Raw genomic sequence first — 16820 nt, 5'->3', positions numbered from 1 at the left:
CCTCGCCCGATCCTCAGACATCGCGCCCCAGACGCAGCGAGGCGAACGCCGCCACCAGCAACGTTCCGGCCGCGAAGCCCATCGTCCAGATCGGTTCGCCGGGGAAGAAGGCCTTCATGATAGAGCCCATGACGGTCGCCACCAGAAGCTGCGGCAGGACGACGAAGACGTTGAACAGCCCCATGAACACACCCAGCTTCGATTGCGGCAGATTGCTGGCGAGAATGGCGTAAGGCATCGCCAGGATCGACGCCCAGGCGACGCCGATCCCGATCTCACAAACGATCAGAAGATCGGGATCGCGCGTAACCATGAAACCGGCGAACCCCGACGCACCCAGAACCAGACAGGCCGCGTGAGTCCGCGCCTTGCCCAGCCGCTCGGCAAGGCGGGGCAGCAGCGCGAGGGCGGCGATCGCGGCGACGCCGTTGTAGACCGAGAACAGCACGCCCACCCAGTTGCCTGCCGCCTGGTATGCCGCGCTGGCCGGATCGGCTGAGCCGAAATGATACTGGGCCACCACCGGCGTCGTGTTGATCCACATGATGAACAGCGCGGACCAACTGAAGAACTGCACGAACGCAAGCCGCTTCATGATCGGCGGCATGCCCGAGAAGTCCCCGACGATCCCCGCCAGCATGGACGTGCCGCGCCCGGCCCGGGCCAATCCGATTGCCGCGAGCACGGCCAGTCCATATCCGGCCAGCAATGCGCCGAGGAGGTAGACTTCCTTCTCCAGGTTCCAGAAGCGCACGACCGAAGCGACGAACGCGCCCGCCGCGATCCAGGGCAGGGCGGACCACTTGCTGCGCGCGGCCAGGCTCCGCGCGCCTGCGCTCGCCTCGCTCGCTTCCGCCTCGTGAAAGGCCGCCTGCTGCTCCGGAGCGTATTCGCGCGTGGTCAGCACGGTCCAGAGCACGGCCAGCAGCAGGATGACGCCGCCGGCCCGGAAGCTGAATCGCACCGTGTCGGGAATGCCGCCAGGCTCCGCAAGGTTGCTGACCCCCAGATGGTCCAGCACGTAAGGAAACAGCGAGCCCGCGACCGCACCCGCGCCGATGAAGGCGGTCTGCACCGCGTAACCGGCAGTGTGCTGGTCCTTGCGCAGCATGTCTCCGACGAAAGCGCGGAACGGCTCCATCGAAATGTTCAGGCTGGCATCCAGCATCCATAGCAACATCGCCGCCATCAGCAGGCCGCCGCTTTCCGGCATGGCCAGCAGAGCGATCGTCGCCAGCACGGCGCCCGCCAGGAAATAGGGGCGCCTGCGGCCCAGCCTGCCCAGCCACGTGCGATCGGAAAGATGGCCCACGATCGGCTGCACCAGCAGTCCCGTCAGGGGCGCGGCGATCCAGAGCGCGGGGAGGTCGTCGATCGACGATCCCAGCGACTGGAAGACGCGGCTCATGTTCGCGTTCTGAAGCGCGAAGCCAATCTGGATGCCGAAGAAGCCGAAGCTGATGTTCCAAAGTCCGGCCCAGCCCTGTCTCGGCTTTTCGAGCGCCGTCGCTGCCCTCATCGCATTTCCTCTTCCCTGTCGGCGCCGAGATCCTGTCGCGGCCGAGGCTATCCGCCGTTTTCACGCCTTCCGCGGCACTCGCACGGCGCTCCGGCCTCGGCAACACGCATACGAATACATGATCGTTCATCCACTTCAGGCCGAAGTGCTGCCCCGCACGATCAGCTTTCCCCCCAGGGTCGTCTCCGGAAGCGGCGCATCCTCGATCAGCGCCGCGAGCGTCTCCACCAGTCGCTCGCCCGCGCCCTTGAGATCCTGCATCACGGTAGTGAGAGGCGGATTGGTCATGCTGGCCGCCGGCAGATCGTCGAAGCCCATGACCGCCACATCGCGCGGAATCGCGCGCCCCGCCGCGGAGAGCGCGCGCATGGCGCCGATGGCGATGAGATCGCTGGCGGCGAAGACGGCGTCGAATTCCACGCCCTTGTCGATGAGGGACCGCATCGCCGCCTGGCCGAGGTTTTCGTGACTGATGGTGTCGCATTGAAGCGCCGGATCGCAGTCGAGGCCGGCCGATGCCATGGCGGCGCGAAGGCCGCGATAGCGCTCGGCGAATTCGGGATAGTGCTCGTCGGCTTGGCCCAGGAAGGCGATCCGCCGCCGACCCAGTCCGATCAGGTGCTCGCCGGCCAGACGGCCTGCCCCGAAATTGTCCGATCCCACGGTGGCGCCGATGTTCTCCTCGTTCACGGAACCCCAGCGCACGAACTGCGTTCCCTGTCCCACCAGTTGTCGCAGCCGGCTTTCGTAGAGCGTGTAGTCGCCATAGCCGAGCAGGATCAGGCCGTCGGCACGGTGACTGTCCTGATAGCGGACGTGCCAGTCGTCTTCCATCTTCTGGAACGAGATGAGCAGGTCCAGCCCCCGGTTCGCGCACTGCCGGGTGATCGATCCGAGCATCGCGAGAAAGAACGGATTGATCTTGGAATCGTCGGGCGTCTGCTCCTCGAAGAACAGCAGCGCGATCGTGTTCGACCGCTGGGAGCGTAGCGAGGAAGCGTTCTTGTCGACCGAATAGTTCAGCTCGCGCGCGATCGCCTCGATCCGGGCCCGCGTGGCCGCGCTCACCGCCTTGCTGCCGCGCAAGGCACGGCTTACGGTGGGCTGTGACACGCCCGCCCTATAGGCGATGTCGAAACTGGTCGGCCTGTTGCTCGGTTTGCGGCCCATCTTTTTTTCTTTCGAGATCCCTTTGAAAGGCCCTGAATTTCTGCGGGCCAACGCTTCCCTCACGACGTTGCAATTGTGCAACGCAACGTGGCTGCACGGCACTTGCGTATACGTATGCCATATTATGCATTCTTCTGTCGCGTCCTAAGCGACGGGGTGAGAGGAAGAACGGCAACGCGAAAATGCCGGATCTTCCCCGCCCGTCTCGCATCATCCAGAGGCCGGGCGATCATTCGCAGGAGGAGGACAGGATGTCGTTTTGCAGGAATTTTTCAGGCCGTCGCCTTTCGCGCCGTCAAACGTCCTCGCTTGCCCTGACGATAGCGTTCCTGGCCGGTGCGCCGGCCGCCGCCCAGGAAGCGGCTGCAGAAGGCGATGCGCAGGACGGCCAGTCGATCGTCGTCACCGGCTTTCGCGCCAGCCTTGAATCGGCGGTCAACAAGAAGAAGCGGGCTGAGCAGATCGTCGAATCGGTATCGGCCGAGGACATCGGCAAGCTGCCCGACGCCTCGATCGCGGAATCGATCGCTCGCCTGCCCGGCCTGACCTCGCAGCGCGTTTCGGGCCGCTCCAACGCGATCGCCATTCGCGGTTTCGCGCCCGACTTCTCGACCACGCTGTTGAACGGCCGCGAACAGACTTCCACCGGTGACAATCGCGCCGTGGAATACGACCAGTACCCGAGCGAGGTCGTCAGCGCCGTCAACGTCTACAAGACGCCGATGGCCAGCCTGGTCGGCCAGGGCCTTTCCGGCACCGTGGACATGCGCACGATCCGTCCCCTGGACACCGGCAAGCGCATCTTCACCGTGGGCGCGCGCGGATCCTATGCCGACCTCGGCAAGCTCAACGTCGGTTCGGACGACCTGGGCTACCGCGTCAACGGCATGTACGTGGACCAGTTCGCCAACGATACGATCGGCATCGCGCTGGGCGCCAGCTATACGGACGAACCCTACCAGATCCAGGAATTCAACGCCTGGGGCTACGATCCCGCGCCGGACGGCAACCGCGTCATCACCGGCCAGAAGTCCTACAACACCTCCACCAAGCTCAAGCGTCTGGGTCTCAACGGCACGCTGCAGTGGCGACCGGTGCCGCAGTTCACCTCGACGATCGACGGCTTCTACTCGGACTTCAAGGACGACCAGATCAAGCGCGGCATCGAAATGCCGCTTTACGGCAATGCCACGCTCAACCCCGGCTACACCGCCGAGAACGGCCTGATCACGTCCGGCAGCTTCGACGACGTCAAGGGCATCGTGCGCAACGACGTGTTCCAGCGCCACGCCAAGCTCTATTCGTTCGGGTGGAACAACAAGTGGGAAGGCGACAATGGCTGGAACGCCATGTTCGACGTCAGCTATTCGAAGACCGACCGCAACGAACTGACGGTGGAGAGTTACTCGGGCACGGGACGTTTCCCGGCGGGCGCCACCGATACCATCGGCTTCCTCAATAGCTCCCAGGGCGCCAGCTTCACGCACGGCATCGACTACGGCGACTGGAACCAGATCGTGCTGACCTCGCCGCAGGGCTGGGGCGGCACGCAGATCGCGCCCGACGGCACCGCGATCCGCGGCGGTCAGGACGGCTACTACAACGATCGCAAGGTGAAGGACCAGCTCTGGCAGTTCCGCACCGAGGTCGAGAAGAAGTTCGACGCCGGCGCGCTCAGCTCGATCCAGGTCGGCTGGAACTACACCAACAGGTCCAAGTCGCTGGTGCCGGAAGAATACTTCCTCGGCCTCGCGGCCAATACCGACGGCCTGACCAGCGTGCCCGTGCCCGAGAAGTACCAGCTTGGGACCACCAATCTCAAGTACCTCGGCCTGGGCCAGGTGATCAGCTACAATCCGCTCGATCTGGTGCGGGACGGGATCTACAATCTCGTCGCCAATCCTTACGGCGATGTCGTGGTGAAAAGCTACGCCATTCGCGAAAAGGTGATGACCGCCTATACCCAGGCGAACTTCAAGGCCGATCTCGGTATCGGTGAATTCACCGGCAACCTGGGCGTGCAGGCGAACTGGACCGATCAGAACTCGAAGGGCGCCACCGCCGTCTACCTGGGCGAGAACGCCAACGGTTCGCCCAATGTCGGCACGCTGGCACGCAACAACAGCACCGACTATCTCGACGTCCTGCCCAGCCTCAACATGTCGCTGCGTCTGCCGAGCGATACGGTGATCCGCTTCGCCGCCGCGCGCGAGATCATCCGTCCGCGCCTGGACGATATGCGCGCCTCGCTGAGCTGGAACTCGACGATCGTGGGCGGAGTGGCCCAGGTCACCGGCGAATCCGGCAATCCCGATCTTCGCCCGTGGCGCGCCAATGCGCTCGATCTGACCTTCGAGCAGTATTTCGGCGCCAAGGGCTACATCGCCGCGCAGTTCTACTGGAAGGAACTGAAGAGCTACGTCTACAAGATGGACGTCACCGTGCCGACCGATGGCCTGGCCCTTCAGGACCCCGGCAACGGCATCCCCGTATCGGACACCGCGCAGCTCAACATCCCGATCAACGGCAAGGGCGGCAAGCTCTACGGCGTGGAACTGGCCACCACCCTGCCCTTCGACACCTTCACGTCCGCGCTCGACGGCTTCGGGGTGACCGGCAGCGTCGCCTATACCAAGACCAAGATCGCGCCCGAGCCGGGCCTGCCCTCGGGCGATCTCCCCGGCTATTCGAAGTGGGTCGCCAACGGCACCGCCTACTTCGAGAAGTGGGGCTTCAACGCGCGCGGTTCGGTGCGCTATCGTTCCACGTTCATCGGTGAAGTCTCCGGCTTCTCGGCCAATCGCGTCCGTCGACGCGCGGCCTCGGAAACGATCGTCGACGCCCAGATCGGCTACGACTTCCAGCCGGACAGCGCGCTGGCGGGGCTTTCCCTCTATATCCAGGGTCAGAACCTGACCGACGCGCCGTTCATCACCACCAATCCGGGTGATAGCCGCCAGATCATCGACTATCAGACCTATGGCCGCCGCTTCCTGGCCGGGTTCACGTATAAGTTCTGAGACCCTTGGGTCTCGGGTGAGTTCTGATCCATCCCTCGGCCTGCGGGGTTTCTCCTCCTCCAAACCCGCCTCGCAGGCCACTCGGCGGAGCCATGGGAATGCGCGAAGCATCGCATGGCTCCGTCTTTTTCCTTCCGCCTAGCGGCGTTCAAGGGAGAGCCAGAAACCATGATCCGCCGATACGCCCTTATGGCCGCAAGCATCCTTTCGCTGGGCCTGTCCCTGAGCACGGCTCCGGCACAGGCGGGGCCGCTGGAAGACTTGCGCACGCGCAGTCCCGAGCAGGAAGTGATCTATTTCGTCCTGCCCGACCGTTTCGAGAACGGCGATCCGTCCAATGACAAAGGCGGCCTCCAGGGCGGCAAGCTGGACACCGGTTTCGATCCGGCCGACAAGGCTTTCTACCACGGCGGCGACCTCAAGGGGCTGACTGCCAGGCTCGGCTATATTCAGGGCCTTGGTGCCACCGCGATCTGGGTGGGGCCGATCTTCAAGAACAAGCCGGTGCAAGGGCCGAAGGGCGAGGAAAGCGCCGGCTACCACGGCTACTGGATTACCGACTTCACCCATGTCGATCCGCACTTCGGGTCCGACGCGGATTTCAAGGCGCTGGTGGATGCCGCCCATGCGCGGGGCATGAAGGTCTACATGGACATTATCGCCAACCACACGGCGGACGTGATCCGGTACAAGGAAAGCGCGGCCGAGGGCTATCCGTACCGGTCGAAGGCGGACTATCCGGTGTCTCTTCGAGGGGGGACCACCGGCAAGACGATCAATCCGGGCTTTGCCGGCGACCAGAACCCAAGCGTCGCCAACTGGGCGAAGCTGACCGATCCGTCCTTCGCCTATACGCCCGTGGTGCCCAAGGACGAAACGCGGGTGAAAGTGCCGGCCTGGCTGAACGACCCGATCTACTACCACAACCGCGGCAATACCGACTGGAAGGGCGAAAGCGCCCAATATGGCGACTTCGTCGGGCTGGACGATCTCGCCACCGAGCACCCGCGCGTGGTCGGGGGCATGATCGCCATCTATGGCGACTGGATCGACCGCTACGGCATCGACGGCTTCCGCATCGACACCGCCAAGCATGTGAACCCCGCATTCTGGCAGGCGTTCGTACCCGCCATGAAAGCCCGCGCGGCGGCGAAGGGCATCCCGAACTTCCACATCTTCGGCGAAGTCATGACCGGGGACTACGACCCTGCCCTCCTCGCGAGCTGGACGCGCAATGCCGGCTTGCCCGGCGTTCTCGACTTCGCGTTCATGCACGCGGTGCTGAAGGCCGCGGGCGGCGGGAGCAGCGAGGAACTTGCGCGCCTGCCCGATGACGACGGACTTTATGAAGGCGGGGCCAAGGCAGCGCTGCAACTGCCGACCTTCCTCGGCAACCACGATGCCGGGCGCGCGGCGATGTTCCTCAAGACGGCCGACCCCGCGATGAGCGCGGACGAACTGCTGAAGCGCGACGAACTCGCCCATGCCATGCTGCTTACCCTGCGCGGCGTGCCGACGATCTACTACGGCGACGAACAGGGCTTCGTCGGCGCGGGCGGCGACCAGCTTTCGCGGCAGGACATGTTCGCCAGCAAAGTGGCGATCTACAACGGCGAAGCGCTGGTGGGCACGACCAAGACCACAGCCACCGAAAACTTCGACCCCGCCCACCCTCTCTACCGCCTGATCGCCCAGCTTTCCGCCCTGCGCGTGAAGACCCCGGCGCTGACCAGCGGCCGCTCGGTCACCCGCGCGGCGTCGGACAAGCCGGGCCTCGTCGCGATCTCGCGCTTCGATCCGGAAACGAACCGCGAGGTGCTCCTGACCTTCAACACCTCCACCGCAGCGGTCGCGTCGCAAGTCGCGGTAGAGCCCGCCTCGCTCGCGTTCGAAACGCTGGCGGGCGCGCCCTGTGCCGCTCAGGCCTCGGCGCCCGGCTCCGTGCGCATCGAACTGCCGCCGCTCGGCTTCGCGGTCTGCGCGGCGAAACCCTGATCCTTGCCGCTCCCTCTCTGGCTCCGGAAACGACCATGACATCTGCATCCGAATGGTGGCGCGGCGCTGCCATCTACCAGATCTATCCCCGCAGCTTCGCCGACAGCAACGGCGACGGCATCGGCGACTTGCGCGGCATTGCCCAGCGCCTCGATCACGTCGCCTCCCTCGGCGTAGAGGCGGTGTGGATCTCTCCCTTCTACGCCTCGCCCATGGCCGATTTCGGCTACGATATCTCGGACTATTGCGCGGTCGATCCGATTTTCGGGACGCTGGAGGAGTTCGACGCGGTGATCGCCCGCGCCCGCGAACTGGGCTTGAAGATCATCGTCGATCAGGTCTATGCCCATACCTCCGACCGCCATGCCTGGTTCGCGAAAAGCCGGCAGAGCCGAGACAATCCCCATGCCGAATGGTACGTCTGGGCCGATCCCAGGGAAGACGGCACCCCGCCCAACAACTGGCAGTCGATCTTCGGCGGCCCCGCCTGGCGCTGGGATGCGCGGCGCGGCCAATACTACATGCACAATTTCCTGGCCGAACAGCCGCAGCTCAACTGCCACAACCCGCAAGTACAGGACGCGCTGCTCGCGGTGGCGAAGTTCTGGCTGGATCGGGGCGTCTCGGGCTTCCGCATCGATGCGCTCAACCACTCGATGCATGACCCGCTGCTGCGCGACAATCCTGCGGCACCGGCAGACGGCAAGCTGCGCACCCGGCCCTACGATTTCCAGATCCAGCGCTACAACCAGTCGCACCCGGATATCCAGCCTTTCATCGAGCGGTTGCAGGCGCTGATCGCCTCCTATCCGGACACCTATTCGCTGGCCGAAGTGGGCGGCCTGAACGCCGGTTCGGAGATGAAGGCGTTCACGCAGGGCCCCGCCCGCCTGAACAGCGCCTATGGCTTCGACTTCCTCTATGCCGAGAACCTGACTCCTTCCCGCATCGCCGCCGCGCAGGACTTCTGGCCCGACGAGCCGGGAATGGGCTGGCCGAGCTGGGCCTTCGAAAACCATGATGCGCCGCGCGCCGTTTCGCGTTGGTGTGCTGCCGAACATCGCGATGCCTTCGCGCGGATGAAGGCCATGCTGCTGCTGTCGCTGCGCGGCAACCCGATCCTGTTCCAAGGCGAAGAGCTTGGATTGGAGCAGGACGAAGTACCGTTTGAACGGCTCCAGGATCCCGAGGCGATCGCCAACTGGCCGCTTACCCTTTCGCGTGACGGCGTGCGCACGCCGCTGCCGTGGAAGGCGCAGGACGAACACGGCGGTTTCACCAGTGGCCAACCGTGGCTGCCGCTTTCCGAGGGCAACCTTGCCCGCGCCATCGACCGCCAGGAGGCGGATCACGCCTCGCTGCTGCACCTGACGCGTCACCTCGTCCACTTGCGGCGCGACAATGCAGCCTTGCGCCGAGGCACTTGCGAAGTGCTGCTTGCCGACGAGACACGGCTGGTCCTGCGCCGCAAGGCAAACGGCGGTTCGGTCCTGGCCCTGTTCAACATCGGCGCAAGCGACGCGGCCTGGCCGGACGGTGTCTCGGCCACGGGCACGGTCCTTGCCGCCGTCAACGATACCGTACCCGGCACATTGCCCGCATGGGGTGCCATCTGGCTTAGAGAAGAAGCCGAAAGTCCGAACGGAGAAGAAGCATGAAGCCTTTCCACCTGCTGGCGAAAGCCGGTATCCTCGCTGCCGCGCTAGCACCGCTCGCCGCCCAGGCAAAGGCCGTCACCGCCGCATCCCCGGACGGCTCGATCGTTCTCACCGTCGATACCGACAACGACAGCCGCCCCACCTGGTCGCTCTCGCGCAAGGGCAAGCTTTTGATCGCACCCAGCAAGCTGGGCTTCGTGCTGACCGATGGGGTCAACATGGTGCGCGGCTTCGCCATTACCGGCAGCGAAACCGGCACCCACGACGATACCTGGCAGCAGCCCTGGGGCGAGCGCACCGATGTGCGCAACCATTACAACGAGATCACCGTCCACTTCCGCCAGTCCGAAGTACAGGGCAGCCGCCTGATGGACGTGCATTTCCGGCTGTTCGATGACGGTATCGGCTTCCGCTACGAACTGCCCGAGCAGCCGGCGATGAAGACGATGAAGATCGCCGACGAGACCACCGAATTCGATATCGTTCCCAAAGGCACGGCCTGGTGGATCCCCGGCGGCGAGTGGAACCGCTACGAACAGGTCTACCAGCAGACCCCGATCGATGCCGTCTCCACCGCGCATACGCCGATCACGATGAAGCTGGAGGACGGCACCCACCTCTCTTTCCACGAGGCGGCGCTGGTCGACTATGCCGGGTACTGGTTCAAGCGCGCCGATGGACAGAAGTTCCGCACCACGCTCTCGCCCTCCTCGCAAGGCGCGCGGGTGGTCCGCGACCTCCCCTTCAACACGCCCTGGCGCACGATCCGCATCGCCGACAAGGCGGCGGGACTGGTCGAGAACGACCTCGAACTCAACCTCAACGACCCCAACAAGCTGGGCGATGTCAGCTGGGTGAAGCCGATGCGCTACATCGGCATCTGGTGGGGCATGATCCGCGGCGACTGGTCCTGGGCGACCGGCGCCAAGCATGGCGCCACCACCGCGCGCGCCAAACAGTACATCGACTACGCCGCGCGAAACGGCTTCGGCGGCGTGCTGATCGAAGGCTGGAACAAGGGCTGGGACGGCGACTGGTTCGGCCACGGCGACTTCAGCTTCACCGAAGCCACGCCGGACTTCGACATCAGGGGCGTAACCGACTATGCCCGCAAGAAGGGTGTCGTATTGATCGGTCACCACGAAACCGGCGGCAATATCGCCACCTACGAAAAGCAGATGGACGCGGGCTTCGCGCTTTACGAGAAGCTGGGCGTTCCGGCGGTCAAGACCGGCTATGTGGCCGACGGCGGCGGCATCATCGCGGACACCTGGCATTACGGCGAGCAGCCGGGCGCCACGCATATGGAGTGGCACGACGGCCAGCGGCAGGTGAACCATCACCTCGACGTGGTGAAACTGGCCGCGAAACACCATATCGCCATCAACGCCCACGAGCCGGTGAAGGACACCGGTCTGCGCCGCACTTATCCCAACTGGATCGCCCGCGAAGGCGCGCGCGGCATGGAATACAATGCCTGGGGCGCCTTCGCCAACGGTCCGGACCATGAGCCGACCCTGGTCTATACCCGCATGCTCTCGGGCCCGATGGACTTCACGCCGGGCGTGCTGAGCCTGGAAGGCGCGAAGCACGATCCGCTGGCGTCTACGCTCGCCAAGCAGCTCGGGCTCTATCTCGCGCTCTACTCGCCGATCCAGATGGCGGCGGACTTCGTCGAGAACCTCGAAAAGCATCCGCGCGAGATGGAATTCATCCGCCATGTCCCCACCGACTGGGCCGAAAGCCACCTGATCGCGGGCGAAGTGGGAGACTATGCGATCTTCGCGCGCAAGGACCGCAAGAGCCCCGAATGGTTCGTGGGCGGCGTGAACGATGGCACCGCCCGCACCGTCACGCTCTCGTTCGACTTCCTCGAACCGGGCAAGAGCTACAAGGCTACGATCTGGAAGGACGGCGAAGGGGCGACCTACCTTACCGATGCCCGCCACAAGATCGCCTACGAGACGCGTACCGTGCGAAAGGGCGACAAGCTCGATCTGTGGCTGGCTCCGGGCGGCGGCGCGGCCATGCGGCTGGTGCCGGGCAAATAAGCGCAAATTCTGGGATGGCCTGGCACCGTCCCGGAACTTCTGCTTCAGTGCGGTAGGAAACCGGTCCTGTCATCCAGGCGCGCCTGCGCGAACACGTGGAGGCCAAGGGCGCGATCGCCCGCGGCCGGGTTCATAATGGACGGAGCCACGGTCTTCATCGATTCCGGCAAGACGTCGTACCGGGTTGCGCAGGAACCGGGCTATCTGCGCGGCCTCCCACTGGTCAGCAACAGCCTGGAAGTGGTCCCGCAGGGTCTTGGCAGGGCCGACCACCTTCTTCGCGGGTGGGGCGATGAACGTGGACTATCGCTCGGCTTTCCATGGGAGCGATCGACGCCTCCCGCGGCTTTCTGGACTTCGACCCGGACGAGGCGGCTTTCGAGCGGGCCGCGCTCGATCGCGCGCGTAGGCTGGCGGTCGTATCCGATCACGGCAAGTTCTCGCGCGCCGGAACCATTCATGTCGCGGATCTCGAGCACGTCCACAACCTCGTCACCGAACGGAATCCCCCTCCCGCGATCCGCGAAGCCGCAGCCCGACTGCCGTTCGCGGAATATCTCCCGCAGCTGAGGACCTATTGCAGCAAGGCTGTCGCCGCGCCCCTCAGCGGCACCCGGATGATGGCCAAAAGCCCCGGAATCGTTGGAGACGCCGTCTCGAGGACCGGCGATGGGCGAAGGCCGAGTTGCAGTCCCGAGGGCAACAGCGGCCACGCTCTCGCCAAGCGTGAAAATTCGCCTTTGCAATACCATGCCGGTATTTACGGCCGACCTCTCCTCACGCGTTCGAAGATGTCGGCCCAGTGCGGAGCGCGGCCCGCCGTATCTTGCCGGTTGGCGTCTTGGGAAGATCGGACACGACTTCGACCTGCCGCGGGACTTTGTAAGCTGCCAGTCTCTCGCGGCAATGGGCGATAAGGCTGGCCGCATCGGGGGCGAGACTCCCGGTTTGACCGACACGAATGCACGGACGGTTTCGCAACGATAAGCATCGGGCACGCCGATCACCGCCGCTTCCCGCACATCGGGATGCTCGAGAAGAACGTCCTCCACTTCCCTCGGCCACACCTTGAAACCGGAGGCGTTGATCATGTCCTTCTGCCGGTCGATGACGTAGAACCAGCCGCGTTCGTCCATGATCCCGACGTCGCCCGACCTCAGCCAGCCGTCGTGCAAGGTCACGGCGTTTTCTTCCGGCTTGTTCCAGTATCCGCTCATAATCTGCGGGCCGCGCATCCAGATTTCGCCCGGCGTTCCCGGCGCCACCTCCTCCCCATCGGGCCCCGCGATGCGCGCATCGGTATAGGAAATCGGCAGCCCCACGGATAGCGCGCCGGTTGCAGGATGGACGGGAATTTCCAGGCCCGGAGGCGCTATATGCGTCGATGAGCAGGACTCGGTCATTCCATAGACGGGACATAGCGTGACGCCCAGGTGGCGGGTTACCGCATCCCGCAAAGCCGGCGCGACAGGCGCTCCCCCAGTGAAGACGTTCTCGAAAGACACGAAATCGTCAGGCGTAATGTCTTCCGTATTCAGCAGCGCATTGAAGGCGGTGATGGCCGCGATCGTCGTCGTCGGGCGGTAGGTCCGAAGCATGTCGATGACGCTGCCTGGATGAAAGCGGTAGCCAAGCCCGACCGAGCATCCGGCGGCCAGGCCCGCTGCCATGTGCAGTACGAAGCCGGTGATGTGGAATAGGGGCGCAAGGGCGAGGATCCGGCTGCGATGGTCGATCTTCATCCAGAGCGAACTCGCCTGCGCATTGAACGCGAGGCTTTCGTGCCTGATTACCGCACCTTTGGGCGCGCCTGTCGTGCCGGAGGTATAGAGTATCAGCGCCGTGGCCGACGGTTGGATCGGTGCCGGCACCGGCTTTCGACCGCTACGAACACGGCAGAGATCCAGGAAATCGAGCGCCGAGGCGGGGCCCACAGGCAGCAACACGCGGTGGTCGTCGATCGATTGGAAGTCATGCGCATTGACGATGGCGAGCGGCGGCACGTTCGTACCGATCGCACGAAACGCATCGAGGATCTCCGCCCTCTGGTCCTCGTGACACACGACCGCCGCCGGACCGTAGTCGTCAAAGACTCTGGCCAGTTCGTTCGAATGGTACATGGGATTTCCAGGAACCGGGATTGCCCCGATTTTCCAGATACCCAGAGAGGCGATGGCGAAATGCGGAACGTTCTGGAGAACGATCCCCACCCGATCGCCCACCGCCACGCCACGCTCCTGCAACCAGACGGCAAAGCCGTCGCTGAGGCGGTCCAGCTCGTTTCCCGTCAGTGATCCGTCGAAGTAGCGGATCGCTTCGGCATCGCTGCGCAGATTGGCGCGATAGGCCGAGAGAATATGGGCATGGCGGCGACATTCGCGGTGCCGAAGGTCGTGAGGATAAAGATCCATCCAGGGGCGGGTCGCGTTTTCCGTCCAAGCCTCGCTGCTCGACATTTTATCCTCCGTTGCACCGCGTCAAATCCTGGCGTCCTCAGACCGGATCTGCCAAAAAGCGCGCCGTCGGGGCGGCCACCATGGGGTCGATGGACCAGCGATCCGGCACGGCTCGATCCGGCAACGTTCCCTTCGATACGACCGGCCACCTCCTGGCGAACACCTGCATGAGGTTCAGGTCTGTCTGCGTCCTCAGTATCGCTGCCCCAGACCGCCGTCGTGATAGATCGATGCCCCCGTCACGAAAGGGCGATCCCCACGTTGTTGACGAGCACGTCCAGTTGGCCGAAGGTTGCGATCGTCTGATCGGCGACACGCTGCCAGTCTTCCTCGCGCGTCGCGTCGTGTTGCAGGAAGAGTACCCGGTCGGCCGAGCTCTTCCCCACCAGCGAATTCACGATCTCCTCCTGATCGTTGGTCAGGATATCCGTCGCGACAACCGAGGCGCCTTCCCTCAGGAACGCTTCGCAGACAGCAAGCCCGATGTTGCCGATGCGGCCGCATCCGGTGATGAGGGCGACTTTACCTTTCAAACGGTCCATGATGTACCTTCAATACTGTAATGACTAAAGTTTCCGGGTATCGAACTGGTCCTCACCATTCCTCGACTTCGCCGTCCAGGGGAACGGCGCTCTTGCCGTTGCCGCGGCGCAGTTCCGGAATGAAGGGAAGTTCGGCCGTGCCGATGTTGCGCCGCTTGTCCTGGGGATCGCGCGGCATCATCGTGCCCGTACCGTGCTGGAACACCTTGAAGCCCAGCAAAGCCCGCTCCTCGTCATCCAGCTGCTCGTAGAGCTCGTTCGGGATGCTGGCAGGGTAGTTCTCGTGCGGCTTCCACCAATGCGCATTGTAGATGAACGAAATCGAGACACGCATCTCGTCCGATACCGAAGGACCCTGGCCATGCCAGACCCGGCTTTCGAAGAAGACGACATCGCCCGCTTCCATTTCAGCGGGATAGGCTTTCACGTCCTCGACCACCTCGACAAGGCCGTCCGCCCCCATCGCATAGCGCGGCGCAGGTCCGTGATGCGTGCCGGGGACGAATAGCGTGGCGCCCTGATCCGCGCGATAGGGCCCGAGCGCCATCATCAGGTTCAGCATCGAAGGACGCGGGGTCTCGAAGGAGAGAACCGCCTGATCACGGTGCAGCACTTGCGCCGGCGCGCCTTTGCGGATGACCAGCGCGGTCGCGTTGCTGAGGTGGTACTCCTCGCCGATCGCGTGATAGGCAAGCGCCAGGAACTCAGGCTTCTTGGCAAGGTCGATGAACTCGCGGCCCTTGTTGACCAGGAAGCGCACGACTTGATAGGTGGGATCCTTCAGGGGCCGGCCGATGCGCGAACCGACATGGGTGTAGATCATGCCCTTGGTCGGATGGTGACCCAGCTCCGGCCTGGCGAATAAGGCGACACCCTGCTCTCGCTCCAGTTCAGCCTGTTCCAGCGCGGCTTCGCGGAGCTGCTGTACTTCCTCAGGGGTAAACAGGCCCCGCATGATCGCAAGGCCGGTTTCGTCCAGGTCTCGCTTGGCCTGCTCCAGATCAGTCGTGGGTGCAGGCATTTCGTTGCGGATCTGAACTTGCCGTTCGGGGACATAGTTCAGCCCTTCGAGTTCTTTCAAAGCGGTCATCGCTCTCTCCTTATCAGCAGTCACTCTCGGATATTACGCATCCGGGACTGCTTTATTCATTTTTGACGTCGTATCGTGTCGATCATGGACGACACTTCGAACTCCATGAGATCTTCATAGAAATCTTCCCGCCCTGAAACCTGGTGTAGCCGAAGCACTCTTTCGCGCGTGTCCGGCGTCAGCTTTTCCAGGTCGTCGGAAGCGATCTGTCCCGACTTGCCCTTGCTCGCGATCTCCACATTGATCGCACTCATCACCCGGTGCCAGATCCGCAAAGTCATGCGGGCGAGTTCCGACCCGGTGTAACCCAGCTCCTCCAGCGCCCGCATCACCTCGACCGACCGCTCCAGCCATGCGCTGGAGCTGTGGCCGCCTTCCCAACTCAGCATTCCCAGCAGTTGCGGTCGTTTAAGAAGATGGTTTCGCATCCGGAAGGCCCAGTCGCGAATACATAATTCCGGTAGTTGCGCTTCATCTCCCGCAGGAAAATCTGACATCAGTCGTTCGGCAACAGCCTGGATAAGGTCGTCCCGGCTGTTAAAGTAGGTATAGAGCGCCATTGGCGTCACGCCGAGAATGCGAGCGGTCGCTCCCAGCGAAAGGGGATCCCCGGATTGCTCGGACAAAGCATGCAGTGCCGCATCGACGATCATCTCGACCGACAGACGCGGTGTTCGTCCTCTGCGTGCCTGAGCTATGCCGTCCAAAGCCCTCTCACCCATTTTCTTATGCCATATGGGAATAGAACCCTCGCGGGCCCGGCTGTCAAGACGATCCGTATCGACTTTGGCTTGTTCAAAGCGAATTGATGCAGATCTTTGCATCGTCTGTTCAAGTGCGCAGCCTATCCACATTCGGGATTTGCATGACACTGTACAGCGCGATGCAGCGGCGACATGGTTAGCGACGGCGGCGCGGAGCAGATAGTCGGCGCCGAACCCCGCTCCGGAATAGTTGGTGGTCCAGCCGTTCGCCTGCACGCCCAGCTGGCGGGACCGTCTTTCTACCACAACCTTGCGGGTGGCCAGCCTCGAGACCACTTGTCAACGCGCGGCCTCATCCAGACGGGTCGGGTCGAACCCTTGGGCGCCGAGGCCCAGCGCCTTTGCATTTGACAGATGCGGCGCCGGCAGGCCTCGGCCACCAATCGCGCAGAATCTGCCCCAATTGCCCGAGGAAGCGGAGACATATCGCGGCCTACGCGCCAGTTGACATAGCGGCACAGCTTCATGGCTTCCTGCAGACGATGCGCGGCGGCATAATCCTCCGCCGTGCCGGTCGCCAGCGTCTTTCCGACGCGAAGAAAAAGGACCGCGTGC

Annotated in this window: 10 protein-coding genes and 2 pseudogenes; 5 read left to right on the top strand and 7 right to left on the bottom strand. The window is 63.8% G+C overall.

Annotated elements, in window-relative coordinates; all coding sequences use genetic code 11:
- Window positions 1-13 precede the first annotated feature (13 nt).
- On the bottom strand, window positions 14-1519 hold the full coding sequence (locus tag L284_RS45835) for an MFS transporter (protein ID WP_021236170.1): 1506 nt from the start codon (window positions 1517-1519) through the stop codon (window positions 14-16).
- 135 nt (window positions 1520-1654) lie between these two features.
- On the bottom strand, window positions 1655-2689 hold the full coding sequence (locus L284_RS45830; RefSeq protein ID WP_021236169.1) for a LacI family DNA-binding transcriptional regulator: 1035 nt from the start codon (window positions 2687-2689) through the stop codon (window positions 1655-1657).
- A 251-nt stretch (window positions 2690-2940) separates the two neighbouring features.
- Between L284_RS45830 and L284_RS45825 the strand changes: the two genes are divergently transcribed.
- From L284_RS45825 to L284_RS49165, 5 genes and pseudogenes are all read left to right on the top strand, one after another.
- On the top strand, window positions 2941-5709 hold the full coding sequence (locus tag L284_RS45825) for a TonB-dependent receptor (protein ID WP_021236168.1): 2769 nt from the start codon (window positions 2941-2943) through the stop codon (window positions 5707-5709).
- Window positions 5710-5877: 168 nt separating this feature from the next.
- Entirely contained in the window at window positions 5878-7704 is a 1827-nt protein-coding gene (locus L284_RS45820) for an alpha-amylase family glycosyl hydrolase (RefSeq protein WP_021236167.1), read from the top strand.
- A 35-nt stretch (window positions 7705-7739) separates the two neighbouring features.
- Window positions 7740-9362, top strand: a complete 1623-nt coding sequence (locus tag L284_RS45815) for an alpha-amylase family glycosyl hydrolase (RefSeq protein WP_021236166.1) — start codon at window positions 7740-7742, stop codon at window positions 9360-9362.
- Window positions 9359-11413 carry a glycoside hydrolase family 97 protein gene (locus tag L284_RS45810; protein WP_021236165.1) on the top strand — a complete coding sequence of 685 codons (2055 nt, stop codon included), beginning with the start codon at window positions 9359-9361 and terminating at the stop codon, window positions 11411-11413. Before L284_RS45815 ends, L284_RS45810 begins: the two co-directional genes overlap by 4 nt.
- Before the next feature lie 320 nt (window positions 11414-11733).
- Window positions 11734-11853, top strand: a pseudogene (locus tag L284_RS49165) (DeoR/GlpR family DNA-binding transcription regulator); the annotation flags it as partial.
- Window positions 11854-12190: 337 nt separating this feature from the next.
- Here L284_RS49165 and L284_RS49160 read toward each other — a convergent pair.
- From L284_RS49160 to L284_RS47780, 5 genes and pseudogenes are all read right to left on the bottom strand, one after another.
- A complete protein-coding gene (locus L284_RS49160) occupies window positions 12191-12478 on the bottom strand; it encodes an AMP-binding enzyme (protein WP_407635861.1) in 288 nt (95 codons plus the stop codon).
- Window positions 12406-13824 (bottom strand): annotated as a pseudogene (locus L284_RS49155) (class I adenylate-forming enzyme family protein); the annotation flags it as partial. The gene L284_RS49160 and the pseudogene L284_RS49155, both read right to left, overlap by 73 nt.
- Before the next feature lie 284 nt (window positions 13825-14108).
- Window positions 14109-14411 (bottom strand): SDR family NAD(P)-dependent oxidoreductase, encoded by a 303-nt coding sequence (locus L284_RS45800; RefSeq protein ID WP_021236163.1) that lies wholly within the window; start codon window positions 14409-14411, stop codon window positions 14109-14111.
- A gap of 52 nt (window positions 14412-14463) precedes the next feature.
- The gene (locus tag L284_RS45795; RefSeq protein ID WP_021236162.1) at window positions 14464-15501 is read right to left on the bottom strand and encodes a phytanoyl-CoA dioxygenase family protein; all 1038 of its coding nucleotides are present in this window, start codon (window positions 15499-15501) and stop codon (window positions 14464-14466) included.
- A gap of 56 nt (window positions 15502-15557) precedes the next feature.
- Window positions 15558-16481 carry a TetR/AcrR family transcriptional regulator gene (locus L284_RS47780; protein WP_152524785.1) on the bottom strand — a complete coding sequence of 308 codons (924 nt, stop codon included), beginning with the start codon at window positions 16479-16481 and terminating at the stop codon, window positions 15558-15560.
- Window positions 16482-16820: the final 339 nt, after the last annotated feature.

It is taken from the genome of Novosphingobium lindaniclasticum LE124, assembly GCF_000445125.1.
Classification (GTDB): Bacteria; Pseudomonadota; Alphaproteobacteria; order Sphingomonadales; family Sphingomonadaceae; genus Novosphingobium; species Novosphingobium lindaniclasticum.
This window is presented reverse-complemented; position numbering and strand designations above follow the sequence as displayed.